Source organism: Verrucomicrobiia bacterium (assembly GCA_035629175.1).
GTDB lineage: Bacteria > Verrucomicrobiota > Verrucomicrobiia > Limisphaerales > DASXHY01 > DASXHY01.
Genome location: DASPIL010000073.1, coordinates 37660 through 50962, shown reverse-complemented (window position 1 = coordinate 50962; position 13303 = coordinate 37660). Strand labels below are relative to the sequence as shown.

The following is a 13303-nucleotide window of genomic DNA, read 5'->3' as shown; positions in this document are numbered from 1 at the left end:
CAAAAGTTACGGCGATACGCCCGCTCTTTTAAATGCGGCAACGGCAACCGCGTTTGGCGGATGTCAATTTCACAGCAGAGCTCCATGGAAGCCAGCCAGTCACTACGGTGAAGATTTCTTATCCTTCGACGGCAGTGGAGGTTCAACCGGCAAGCTTTCGGCGAATTCATCCCAGGCTTTAGATTCAACCTTGAAGGCGTATGCCTGTTGTGCGGGACGATTTGATTCGGACTGCAGCTTCTTCGGGATATCTATGATAAGCGTGTCGTCCTGCTGCCGCCAAACCAAGTCTTGGTCATAACCAAGCAGGCGAATCGCCGTGCCGGCTTTGGCTTTGACCATCCGCGATTTCAGTTTTTCCCCCGGCCAGACCAAGCTAAGAATGTACACGAATTTTTTGTCCTTCGTCCGCGTGAACCTCAAATCGCTGCCTTCGTGATAACGAAGGTAAGGACGCGTGGCAAAGATGCTTTCACCATTCACCTCGAGCCAGTCTCCGACGTAGTTCAAACGGTCAATCATTTGCTGGGGCCACCTGCCATTGGCGTCGGGACCAAAGCCGACCTGGAAATTCCCACCCTTGGCCACAATATCGATCAGGCTCTCCAAAACCCATTCCTTGGGCTTGTAATTATCATTCAGGCGGTACGAGGCGCCGCTCCCGCACGGATAAATCACCTGCCACGGCATTTTCATTTCGTTGGGGTCGGCCGGAATCTCCCCCTCTGGTGTGCTGTAATCGCCATACATTTCAGTGCCACGATTGCGCAGCAGTGTGTTCGGTTGAAGATCACGGGAAAGCTTGGCAATGCTGAACGCCTTCTCCTTTGCCTCGCCCCAACTGATGTCAAAGCACAGCGTGTCGATCGGACCATACCATGTCAGGAGCTCAGTAACCTGATCACGCTCCTTCTGGATGAAGGCGGCCCAGCGTGCGGGATCTGAAACCTTGGTGAAATTCGTGTCGTACCAGTAATTGCGATGATCCCACGCAAAATCCCAGTCGTGCCAGTCGATGTGGGAATAATAAAGACTCACCCCGAGTCCGTGAGCGCGCCCGGCTTTAACCAACTCCCCTACAACGTCCCGCTTGAAGGGTGTTTCCGCCACGCTGAAATGATTCGTGACGTCCTCGAAAGAACCATCCGCCAGCCTGCGAAATCCTTTTTGCAGAGTCTTCGTCGGCCACAGACAGAAGCCATCGTGATGCTTGGTGGTGAAAGAAAAATATTTCATGCCGCCCTGCTGCATGATCCGCATCCATTCGTCCGCATCGAACCCTTGCGGATTGAAATCCTGATACGACGTATAATATTTCTTCTGCCATTCCTTGTCGTCCGAATGGAACTTGGGAATTATCCACGATTCGCCGCTCCAAGGTTTGTCGCCAGCATAAAGAGTGTATAAACCCCAATGGATTCGCAGTCCCCATTTCCAATCCATCCAGCGCTCCAAGGCAGCTTCGCCCGCGTGAACATAATCATCATCGACTCTGCGATAGCCGGAATATTTTTCCTGCAATCCCGTTTCCTCGGCTTGGCTGATCCGTTTTTGGCCGAGCAGCGGAGCCGTATCCACCGCTCCCACACCAAACCCGCAGCTCATCGTCAACAGGGCCATAAGAATCAAACTTCGTTGGCATTCGATCATAAAACGTATCGGTCTTTATTTTTTGGAATCGGCCTTTCGCAAGGCTCAAAGTGGTTCCCGGCTTCACTTCAATCCTTCGCACTCTCCGCGAAATCGGGGTAAAGGATGCAAGTTCAATCAACGCGGGTGTGCATGGTCGCGGGGGAGTAGGCGCAACATTGATTCAACTTCATATTAAAAGATCTAGCGTGCGCCGCGGGCGCATGTCTGACGAAACCGAATGTCTCATATTCAATGCTACGGCCGAACCGCCGCGCCGGACGAAGTCCAGCATTCCGAATGCATAGGGATGTCCCATTTGATATATCGTATATGTTTTCTGCACAACTGAAATTTTCCTTACGGTCGAGGCTTGCTGATGATTGGAACAGGCTGCGTGCGATTCGAGATTTTGGAAGGAAGAACTTGCGCCGTGAAACTCGTTATCTTTGCACAACCTGCAAAAGCCGAATGAAATTATCCTTGCGCAGCCGCATCCAGGAATCTTACAACTTGATATATCAGATATGTGCTTTGCCTGCATGAACTTGTTTCGGACTGAATTCCGGTCAACTTTCGTCGCTCTGTGTTGAGCCTGCGTCACTCAACAGATCCGTCGAAGAGCTCGGACCTGCCACAAAGCCGGACTCGCTACAAGGTAGTCGGCTTGACGATTCTTCTTGGCGTCGTCACTTATCTGGACCGCGTGGCCATTTCGAGAATGGCGCCCGAAATCATGGCGGACCTGAATCTCTCAAAGGTTCAGATGGGTTACGTGTTCAGCTCGTTCGCCCTGGCTTACGCGCTATTCGAAATCCCGAGCGCCTGGTGGGCTGACCGCAAAGGCACCCGCACCATGTTGACGCGGATTGTGGTCTGGTGGTCGGCATTCACCATCGCAACCGGAGCTGCATTTAATTATGCGTCCCTGCTACTCGTACGATTCCTGTTCGGAGCTGGAGAGGCTGGAGCCTGGCCGGGCGTAGCGCGTTCATTCGCCCGCTGGATTCCACGACGGGAACGCGGAACCATCCAGGGAATTTTTTTTGCCGGTGCGCACTTGAGCGGTGGATTGACTCCCCTGCTGGTGACCGCATTGCTTGTATTCATGCCTTGGCGAATGGTGTTCGTCGTTTTCGGCCTGCTGGGATTTATCTGGGCTGTGGTTTGGTATCGCTGGTTTAGGGACGATCCCGCGGAGCACTCCGAGGTAAGCTCCGGAGAGTTGCAACTGATCACCTCCGAACGCCAGCCGACCGCTCCGCACGAACTGGGCTGGGTCTACTGGAAACGGCTTTTCCGAAATCGAAACACGTTGGCGCTTTGCCTAATGTATTTCCCCAACAGCTTTGTCTTTTACTTCTGCATCACTTGGCTTCCGACGTATCTCCAGGAACGCCATGGTTTCAACGCCAGTGCGTTGGGATTTTTCGCGGGTCTGCCTCTGCTCGTCAGTGTTTTTGGCGATCTGCTGGGCGGCGTGGTTACGGATCGGCTCACGGCGCGTTACGGATTGCGCGCCGGCCGTTGTCTCGTAGGATCGGCCGGGTATCTGGTTGCCGCGATTGCACTTTTGTTCGCAACAATAGCGCCGACGCCGGTTATGGCCGCGGTGCTCATTGCGCTTGCGGTTGGAGCCACGATGTTCACGCTCGCTGCCGCCTGGGGCACGTGCATCGACGTCGGGGGAGATAATGCGGGTGTGGTGAGCGCGGCGATGAACACCGCTGGCCAGGTGGGAAGTCTGCTCTGTCCGCTAATTGTCGCCTACTCAGTTCAAAAATTTGCGAACTGGAATATTTCGCTCTACCTCATGAGTTTTCTCTTTCTTGTTGGGGTGGGCTGTTGGGCATTGATCGATCCACGCCGTCCCATTTTCCAAAATGAATAACGTCCCCATAACCCGCACGATCTTATTATTTATGCATCGCCCTTTTTGGCTTTTCGCCCTGTGCTCAGCGTGCATTTGTTTTGGCGCACCGAACAATCTTCCGATCGCCGATTTTGAGAACGAATCCTTTGGCGAATGGACCGTTGAAGGCACCGCCTTCGGTTCTGGACCCACTGCCGGAGCGGTCTCTGGGCAAAAGGGGATAAAATCCTTCGGTGGCAGACGGCTGGCCAACTCTGGCGCGGCGGAAGACGCGGCGACCGGGTGCTTGCAATCGCCGGAATTCAAACTGGAGAGAGCTTACATTCGATTTCTGATCGGCGGCGCGGAACTCCCCGACCAGACTTCCTTCAACCTTCTCGTCGACGGCAAGACCGTACGCAGCGCCACTGGACTTAAGAGCAAGATCGGACGTTCGCAAATCCTGCGACATGACGACTGGAGCGTTGCCGAGTTCCAAGGGAAAATCGCGCGGCTCGAAATTGTTGACCGCTCCACTAACTCCGCCGCGCACATCTTGATCGACGACATCGTTCAAACGGATGCCCCTTTGAAAAGCCCTGCTTTCGATCTGACCATCAAGAAGCGCTATCTGTTGCTGCCGGTTAAAAACAAATCCCGCCAAGTTCCGTTGCAGATGATTCTGGACGGAAAAATGGTTCGCGAGTTTGAAATCGAGCTCGCTTCTGGATTGACACCGGATTGGTGGGCATTCTCCGATATGCGCGATTACCTGGGCAAAACGCTGACGATTCGAACGAGCGACAAGTTGCCCGCCGAATTCGCCGATCCGTTCTCCACCCTTTTGCGACAAAGCGACGTCCCGATCGAAGCGAACGATGTTTATCGCGAAGCCAATCGTCCCCAGTTTCATTTCACCGTCCGCCGCGGTTTCAACAACGACCCGAACGGTCTCGTCTTCTTCAACGGCGAGTATCACATGTTCTATCAGAACAATCCGTACGGCATTGACTGGAACAACATGCACTGGGGTCACGCGGTAAGCCGCGATCTGCTGCGGTGGACGGAACTGCCGCCGGCGCTCTATCCGCACGGAATCGCCGGTGGCGCGTATTCCGGCGGCGCACTGGTTGATTACGGCAACACTTTGGGTTTTGGCAAAGGCAAGGAGGACGTGTTGATCGCCTCGTACACTGGAATCGGCCGGGGCGAATGCATTGCTTATGGGACCGGTCGTGCACTCTCGCTCATCGATATTCCACAAAATCCGGTTCTCAAACACAGCGGCTGGGATCCCAACGTCATGCGTTACGAGCCGGAAAACAAATGGTTGATGCTTGTGTTCGAACGCAAACTGCCCTCTTTCGGCTACGCGTTTTACGAATCCACCAATCTCACCAACTGGCACAAACTCGACCTGATCGAGGGTTTCCAAGATTGCCCTGACTTTTTCGAACTGCCGGTGGAAGGCGAGACAAGCCGAAAATGGGTCCTCTACGGTTCCAAAAAGGAGGCCACCAATCGCTACGCTTCCAAATCTTCTTACATGATCGGTTCCTTCAATGGCTCGAAGTTCACTCCCGAAACGGAAATCATCGAGGGACATCTGGGTCCGCAGTTCTACGCCGGCCAAAGCTTCAAGGAAATGCCCGGACAACGGCGGGTCATGCTCGGCTGGCTCAACGGAGCAAACTATCCCGGAATGCCTTTCTCACAAGGGATGACCGTGCCGCTCGAACTCAAATTGCGGCGGACGGATCATGGCATTCGCATGACCTTCTCACCCGCCCGCGAGCTGGAGAAATTGCGTTCACGGAAGTCGCAGTCGGGTAAGGATTTGAGTATCGCGGCCGCCAACGAGCTCCTGAAAAAAGTAAACCCGGAATTGCTCGACTGCGAGCTCGCTGCCACAACGGACCCGTCCCAGCCGTTCACTCTCTCCGTTCACGGCATGGACATCCGCTATGACGCGGAAACCGGCGAGCTTTCCTGCAAGGATACAAAAGCGGTCGTCAGGCCTGTGGGGGGTGTCTTGCGTCTTCGTCTTCTGATCGATCGAGGCGTGCTGGAGCTTTTCGCGAATGATGGAGAAGTCGCCATGGCGTTCGCCGGCAACATCTTCTCAAAGGACAAGGGATTGACGATTCGTGGCGGGGCAGACGTAAAAGTGACTGCACTCCGGGCAACAGAAATGAATTCGATCTGGATCAAGTGAGCAGTTTTCGTTCAACAACGGTTGCAGCGGAACAGTCCCGGATGATCTGCTCATGCTGGACCGAATCGGCCTTTCCCGTTTCCATCCGGGATTTGCTCGATTGTCGTGAACAGCCCGAAATGCCCCGGCTGATTCCCGTGTTGAGTCCCGTCATACCGTCAATCTTCCACTCACGTTTTACGAATTGGCTCGTGCCGGACGGCTTGAACTCAAGATGGTGGTCGCAACCGAGATCGTAGGCCCTTTCACCATTCCACACTCCTGACACCATGGGACAAACGAAACGAAAGTTGGCGCTGGGAAATACCGCATTGGGAGGCTGGATCATGATCGGGCATCCGTCTGTGGCGGAGATCATGGCGGGTGAAGGTTTCGACTGGATCGCGGTTGACCTGGAACACACCAGCACAAGTCTGCACGATCTCCAGGCGATTGCGATGGCCCTGAAAGGCAGTGAGTGCGATCTGCTGGTGCGGCTGCATTCGTGCGACGCGGTCCAAGCCAAGCTGGTGCTCGATATTGGAGCTGATGGAATCATCGTGCCGGCGGTGAACACACCGGCGCAGGCAGCACAGGCGGCGGCAATCGCGCGATTTCCGCCGGAAGGCATTCGCGGGGCATCGTTGTGCCGAGCCACGGATTTTGGACGCAACTTCAAAGACTATTTTGAGCAACACAACCGAAAAGTGATCGTGGTGGTGATGCTCGAGAATCATGTGGGAGTAGCGCAGGCTGATGCGATTCTGTCCACGCCAGGAGTGGATGCGGCCTTTATCGGGCCGTACGATTTGTCGGCCTCGATGGGTTTGGCTGGCCAGTTGGAGCATGCGGATGTCCTGGCGGCGCAACAGAAGGTATTGGCTGCGTGCGTTCGGCATGGCGTCGCGCCGGGAATCCATGTGGTCTCAACCGATCCCGACGACCTGAAACAGTGCCTTGACCAGGGATTCCGGTTCGTGGCATGCGGCCTTGATACCCTGTTCATTCAACGCGGGTGCCGCAGAATGAAACAACCTTCGGGGATCTCCAACGGCAAAACCACATTGCATCCTCGAAGTGATGGTTCTCCCAATGGAGAAACTTCGCCAACGATCAACAATCTTTATGATACCTCCCGAAAAAACACAAAATGAACGGTCCGGGCCTTTGGACAAGCTGCAACTTCGCTGGGGCAAGGCATTGTTCACAACCTTCATCGGGCTCAATTGCCTGGTCACGATCCAACCGGTAGCCCATGGCGCTCCGGCTGATTCCGCGACCAAATACACCGCCGATTGGGAATCGCTGAACAGCCGTCCCACCCCCGCGTGGTTTACCGATGCGAAATTCGGCATCTTCATTCACTGGGGCGTCTATTCCGTCCCCGCTTGGTCAGTGACAGCCCAACACTCGGGCTCCTACTCCGAGTGGTACTGGTGGCGCATCATGGAAACCAACAAGAACGGAAGCGTTTCAGCCTATCGCAAATTCCATGACCTGAATTACGGTCCGGACTTCAGTTACATGGATTTCGCCCCGCATTTTCGCGCGGAATTGTTCGATCCTGAGTTCTGGGCGAAGACCTTTGCCGACTCAGGAGCGCGTTACGTGGTGCTCACGAGCAAACACCACGACGGCTTCGCCCTTTGGCCGAACGAGGATGCCAACCGCAGCTGGGGTCGTCCCTGGAACAGCGTGGACATTGGACCGAAACGCGATCTGCTGGGTGACCTGACCACCGCCGTGCGCCGGCAAGGTTTAAAAATGGGCATCTATTACTCGCTCTATGAATGGTTTAATCCGCTCTGGCTGAAGGATCAAAAACAGTACGCTACCGAACACATGCATCCGCAATTCAAGGACGTCGTCACGCGCTACTCACCATCCATCATCTTTTCCGACGGCGAATGGGACATTTCTTCCAGCGACTGGCGCAGCCCGGAATTGCTAGCCTGGCTGTTCAATGAATCACCCTCCCGTCACGATGTCGTGATCAACGATCGCTGGGGCAAGAAGGAACGCCATCAGAACGGCGGCTATTTCACCACCGAATACGGCGCCGGCCTGCCGGACGCCAGCCATCCCTGGGAAGAAAACCGCGGCATGGGGTATTCCTTCGGCTACAGCCGCACCGAGCAGTTGAAAGATTATCGCACCGGAAAGGAATTGATCTGGATGTTCACCGATCTTGTCAGCCGCGGCGGCAACCTGCTCCTGGACATCGGCCCTGATGCCGACGGCACCATCCCGGTCATCATGCAGGACCGCTTGGCCCAGATGGGCGAATGGCTCAAGGTCAATGGCGAAGCCATCTACGGAACAACGCCTTGGAAGAAAACCTGCCAATGGTCCGAAGGCACCCAGCCCGAGCCTGTCACCAAACGCGACCAGGCCAAGTACGACATCATGACTCTCGCTGCGATGAAGCCGGAAAACGGACAAGCACGCAAACAGGCATTCCTGACGGCGAAAGGCGACACGCTCTATGCCATCCTTCCGAACTGGCCGGGAAAGACATTCACGCTCAAGGATGTGAAGACGGGAAAAGGCACCGCCATACAAATGCTCGGGGTTCCGGGAAATCTCAATTTCTCCAGCCGCAAGGGCAATCTCATCATCAACATTCCGCAGCTGACCATTGATCAACTCCCATGCCAGCATGCCTGGACACTAAAAATCACTCACGTGGCTGCAACCAAAGAGTAACTGGCGCTTGGGACGCCCGACTCGCATCTGACATGCTTTATACCCCCCTGCTGCATCCAGAAGTTCTATCGGCACTCGCGCGGGCCGGCCATGGCTCGCGCGTGTTGATTGCCGACGGCAATTACCCGGTCACCAGCGAATCACCAACCGCCGCGCAGAAGGTGTTTCTCAACCTGCGCCGGGGGCTGGTCACGGTCACTGACGTTTTGGAAACGTTGAAGACCGCCATTCCGATTGAGTCGGCGATGGTCATGAGCCTGCCGGATGGAAAGTCAGCCGCGATTCACATCGAGTTTCAAAAGCTACTGCCCGATGGCGTCCGCTGGATTAAGAGAAAGCGGTTTCAGTTTTACGCCGAAGCCAAATCTGCAGCTACAACCCTCGTCATTGCGACGGGCGAGGAACGTCGTTTTGCCAATCTGTTGCTCACCATCGGAGTCATCCGGTCCGCGACGCATGAAAGCGCTGATTCTCCAAGACTACCTTAAGTTCAGTTTCGAAGATGTCCCCACTCCCGAGCTTCAACCGGACGAAGTGCTAGTCGAGGTCAAGGCCTGCGGCATCTGCGGCAGCGATGTGCATGGCATGGACGGCAGTACTGGACGGCGGCGTCCACCCATCATCATGGGGCACGAAGCGGCAGGCATCATCTCGGACACTGGCAGTGCGGTGAAGGAATGGAAAACCGGCGATCGCGTCACCTTCGATTCCACGATCTATTGCGGCAACTGTGAATTCTGCCGGCGCGGCGAGGTGAACCTGTGCAATCATCGCCGCGTCCTCGGCGTCTCTTGCGAGGACTATCGCCAGCCCGGCGCGTTCGCAGAGTTCCTGGCGGTTCCGCAACGCATCCTTTATAAACTGCCCAACGCCCTGCCCTTCGCACAGGCCGCCTTGATCGAACCGTTCTCCATCGCCTTTCATGCCGTTCGCCGGACACGTATTCAACTGAACGATTCCGCCGTTGTCATCGGTTGCGGCATCATCGGGCTGGCCTTGATTCAAACTTTGCGGATCGCCGGCTGCGGAAAAATAATTGTGACGGATGTGGCTCCGGAGAAGCTGGCCATGGCGAAAACCATGGGTGCCACGCACGTCATCCATTCAGCGCACGGCGACGCGCTGGAACAGATTCTGGCTTTGACCCACAACGCGGGCGCGGCGCTGGCCTTCGAAGCGGTGGGCATAAGTCCAACGGTGGACCTCGCGGTTCGCTGCGTGCGCAAAGGGGGACAAGTGACGCTGGTCGGCAATCTTGCTTCCAAGGTCGAGTTTCCGCTGCAATGGGCGGTCACACGTGAACTGACCCTCTACGGTTCGTGCGCTTCCGCCGGGGAATATCCCGCATGCCTTGACCTCATCGCCACTGGCGCATTGCAGCCTGCACCGCTTCTGAGCGCCAGCGCTCCGTTGTCGGAGGGAGCGTCCTGGTTCGAACGCCTGTATCGAAAGGAACCAGGACTGTTAAAAGTCATATTGCAGCCATGAAAGCCATTCTGATCCTTCTGGCTCTCGAGCTGATATTTGCCCGGCCGGTACAGGCTGAGAGCGTATCCGGTCCGAAAAAGGTTCTCTTCTTTTCTAAAGCCGCTTCGTGGGAAAAGAGAATCATTCACCGCACCGGGAACGAATTGAGTTTGATCGAGAGGGCGGCCCAGAAGCTCGGACAGGAAAATAATATTGAATTCACCTTCAGCAAAGATGGAACGATTTTCACGCCTGAGAATATCGCCGTCTTCGATGCCTTCTTTTTTTTCACGTCGGGCGATCTGACCTCGCAACACAGAAATGGTCGCGGCGACAATTTTCCTTTGATGACGCTGGACGGGAAAAAGGCGTTTCTTGACGCTATTCAAAATGGGAAGGGTTTCATCGGCTGCAACACCGCTGTCTATACCTTTATTGAACGGCTGAGCCCGGGTGAAAAAGACACCGGCACCAATGCCAGCCGTTATACTCGAATGATAGGCGCCGGTTACATTGGTCACAACGAAGTGCAGCCCGGCTATTTCACATACATGGACCACAGTTTCCCGGGAATGGAAAGCGTACCGTCAGATTATCGTCCGCTCGATCAATGGTATTCCTTTCGAGAGTTCATGCCCGATCTCCACGTCATCATGGCCTTGGATTCCCCGAAACTGGTTGGAAATCTTTACGGTCGTCAGAGCTATCCGATCATCTGGGCGCGAATGGAGGGGAAAGGCCGCGTGTTCTACACCACCATGGGTCACACCGCTGAAATGTGGCGCGATCCTGTATTCCTGCAAATGCTTCTTGGGGGCATTAAATGGGCCACTGGAACTGTGGATGCAGATGTGACACCCAACATGATGACAATCACTCCGCACGCGAACGAGATTCCCGACGGCGCGAAGAGGTTCATTGCCTCGAACCCGCCAAAGGTTCACTCGCAGTTTCCCAATTTCAAAGTGTGGCTGCCTGAATCGGAGACTCGCTCCCGATGAAAATCCTGCTTCTTTGCCTGGGGCTGGCTTCACCGGTGATCGGCTTCGCCGACGAACCGGCCTCACCGAAGCGTGTTCTGGTATTTTCAAAATCCGCCGGTTACGAACACGCCATCGTTTACCGCGATACCGCGTGGCCAAGCTTTCTCGAACGAGAGATGCTCAAAATCGGGATCCGGCACAACATTGACTTTATTTTCAGCAAGGATGGCTCGCTCTTCACGCCGGAGAATATCGCCACCTTCGACGCATTCCTCTTTTACACGAGTGGCGATCTCACTCATCAACCGCGCGATGGCCAGGGAGACAATTACCCGCTGATGACGCTCGAAGGTAAGAACGCGTTGCTGAAAGCCATCCAGGATGGGAAAGGTTTTATCGGTGTGCACAGCGCAGTTGCCACTTTTCCGCGCTCCAGCTCGACTTCGTTTCAGGACTCTCCCGCGATCGATCCGTATCACGAGATGCTGGGGGCTCAATTCATCGGACACAACCGCGAGCAGAATGGTCCGCTCATTCTTGTCGATCGAAAATTTCCCGGGATGGAAGCTGTTCCCCCGGATTTCGCGGCTTTCGATGAATGGCCGGCAATGAAGAACTTTGCGCAAGACCTCCACGTCATCGCGGTCTTGGATTGCCGCGAAATGACAGGAAATCTTTATCAACGGCCCAATTTCCCCGTCGTCTGGGCGCGCATGGAAAACAAAGGCAGGGTGTTCTTCACCGCCATGGGTCACGACGAAGAAATCTGGAAGAACTCAATTTTCCGACAGATGCTGGTTGGGGGTGTTCAATGGGCCACCGGACAAATCGACGCCGACGTCACCCCCAACATCAAGACTGCGACGCCTCATGCCAGCGAGATTCCGCTGACAGCCCTCAAAGTCATTCATTCCCCTGCCCTCAAGTGAAAAGCCATTTTTTAACCGTCTCGATTGCAATCCTGATCGGACTCTCAACTTCCGCGACTCTGTCCACGGCCGAACACGGCAGGCTGCCTGCGGACGACTGGCACCTGAAACGCGTCGAAGCCTTCATCGAAGACAGTCCGCAGCCGGATTACCACCACCCCTCCGACGCGGCCATCGAAGCCTTTCGCGACCTGAAGTTTGGCGTCCGAATTCATTGGGGCGTCTATGCGATGATCGGTGATGCGTCATGGCCCCTGCTGCACATGACAAATGAGGAACGCCAGAGTTATCAGCAGAAGTACAAAAGCTTCAATCCGGCGGGATTTAATGCGGACGAATGGATGCAGTTGTTCCAGACAAATGGCGTCCAGGTGTTCGCGTTCACGGCCAAGCATCACGACGGCTTCTCGATGTTCGACACGCAAACCCGGGTGAAACAGCGCGTCAACTGGACCGCTCCCGGCGGGCCGCGAATTGAAGACTGCGACCTCGCATACAGCATCATGGAAACCCCGTTCCGCCGTGACATCGTCAAGGAACTCTGCGACGCAGGGCAGCGTTTCGGACTTAAGATTGATCTCTATTATTCCCATCCGGATTGGTACGACGCCGACTTCAGGCCTTATGCCATGAATCCCCTGCGCACCGAATCAACCAACACGTATGGCGCCTTGCCGGATGAGTTCGACGCGAAATATACGAAGAACATCTTTGTTGCTCCTGATCCGACGCCTGAAGAACGCGAGCGCATGATGGCGCGGCATCGTGAACAATTGGTGGAATTGCTCACACGCTACGGGAGGATCGACATGCTCTGCCTGGACCAGTGGCTGGGATCGAATGTTTGGCCGGAACTTCGCGAGACGATCAAGCTCGTCCGGAAATTGCAACCCGACGTGATGTTGCGGGCGCGCGGCATCGGCAATTACGGCGATTACTACACTCCCGAAGGCTGGATTCCGGGTTCCAAGGAAAACACCACGATGCCTTGGATGGTGATCTACAAACTCGCCGGCACCTGGGTATATCAACCGAACCTCACCAAATACAAAGGCACTGACTGGGTGGTGGAAAATCTCGCGGACATCACCGCCAAGGGAGGCAATTTCATGGTCGGCATTGGTCCAGATGACCAGGGCCGGTTTCATCCCCAAGTCGTGCAAACCCTTCAGGAAACCGGGGCCTGGCTGAAGGTCAATGGCACTGCCATTTTTGAAAGCCGTCCCCGCAGCGGTGATCTTTGGCGTGAGGGAGAGCACATCCGGTTCACGCGGACCAAGGACAATCGTTTCATCCACGCCATCTCTCTTCGTTGGCCGGGCGAATTGCTAATATTGAAAACCGTGTCGGCCAAACCGGGTTCCCAGATCACCCTGCTCGGCGAATCGACACCCTTGAAGTGGCGCAATGATCCACGCCGGGGGCTGATGATCGCGCTTCCCGAGCGACTCCAGAATCCTGAGAACCGACCCTGCCGGTTTGCTTACGCATTTCAAATTGAAGGCCACGATCGAGTCGTGTCCGCAAATTGAACTCTTTTACT

At 55.2% G+C, this 13303-nt stretch carries 10 protein-coding genes; 9 read left to right on the top strand and 1 reads right to left on the bottom strand.

The genetic code is table 11. The annotated features are described in order from the left end of the window. Positions 1-102 precede the first annotated feature (102 nt). Positions 103-1650: an alpha-L-fucosidase gene (locus VEH04_13380; GenBank protein HYG23770.1), complete on the bottom strand. Its 1548-nt coding sequence runs from the start codon at positions 1648-1650 to the stop codon at positions 103-105. A gap of 565 nt (positions 1651-2215) precedes the next feature. Here VEH04_13380 and VEH04_13375 point away from each other — a divergent pair. From VEH04_13375 to VEH04_13335, 9 genes are all read left to right on the top strand, one after another. Further along, complete coding sequence (locus VEH04_13375; protein HYG23769.1) at positions 2216-3520, top strand: MFS transporter; 1305 nt, start codon at positions 2216-2218, stop codon at positions 3518-3520. Positions 3521-3551: 31 nt separating this feature from the next. Continuing rightward, complete coding sequence (locus VEH04_13370; protein ID HYG23768.1) at positions 3552-5696, top strand: GH32 C-terminal domain-containing protein; 2145 nt, start codon at positions 3552-3554, stop codon at positions 5694-5696. 269 nt (positions 5697-5965) lie between these two features. Then, complete coding sequence (locus VEH04_13365; protein HYG23767.1) at positions 5966-6829, top strand: aldolase/citrate lyase family protein; 864 nt, start codon at positions 5966-5968, stop codon at positions 6827-6829. Further along, on the top strand, positions 6801-8381 hold the full coding sequence (locus VEH04_13360; GenBank protein ID HYG23766.1) for an alpha-L-fucosidase: 1581 nt from the start codon (positions 6801-6803) through the stop codon (positions 8379-8381). The genes VEH04_13365 and VEH04_13360 overlap by 29 nt, the downstream gene beginning before the upstream one ends. A gap of 32 nt (positions 8382-8413) precedes the next feature. Next, a complete protein-coding gene (locus tag VEH04_13355) occupies positions 8414-8869 on the top strand; it encodes an RbsD/FucU family protein (protein ID HYG23765.1) in 456 nt (151 codons plus the stop codon). Then, positions 8838-9869 carry a galactitol-1-phosphate 5-dehydrogenase gene (locus VEH04_13350; protein HYG23764.1) on the top strand — a complete coding sequence of 344 codons (1032 nt, stop codon included), beginning with the start codon at positions 8838-8840 and terminating at the stop codon, positions 9867-9869. Before VEH04_13355 ends, VEH04_13350 begins: the two co-directional genes overlap by 32 nt. Beyond that, positions 9866-10849: a ThuA domain-containing protein gene (locus VEH04_13345; GenBank protein HYG23763.1), complete on the top strand. Its 984-nt coding sequence runs from the start codon at positions 9866-9868 to the stop codon at positions 10847-10849. The genes VEH04_13350 and VEH04_13345 overlap by 4 nt, the downstream gene beginning before the upstream one ends. Beyond that, complete coding sequence (locus tag VEH04_13340; GenBank protein ID HYG23762.1) at positions 10846-11760, top strand: ThuA domain-containing protein; 915 nt, start codon at positions 10846-10848, stop codon at positions 11758-11760. Before VEH04_13345 ends, VEH04_13340 begins: the two co-directional genes overlap by 4 nt. Then, entirely contained in the window at positions 11757-13292 is a 1536-nt protein-coding gene (locus VEH04_13335) for an alpha-L-fucosidase (GenBank protein HYG23761.1), read from the top strand. The genes VEH04_13340 and VEH04_13335 overlap by 4 nt, the downstream gene beginning before the upstream one ends. Positions 13293-13303: the final 11 nt, after the last annotated feature.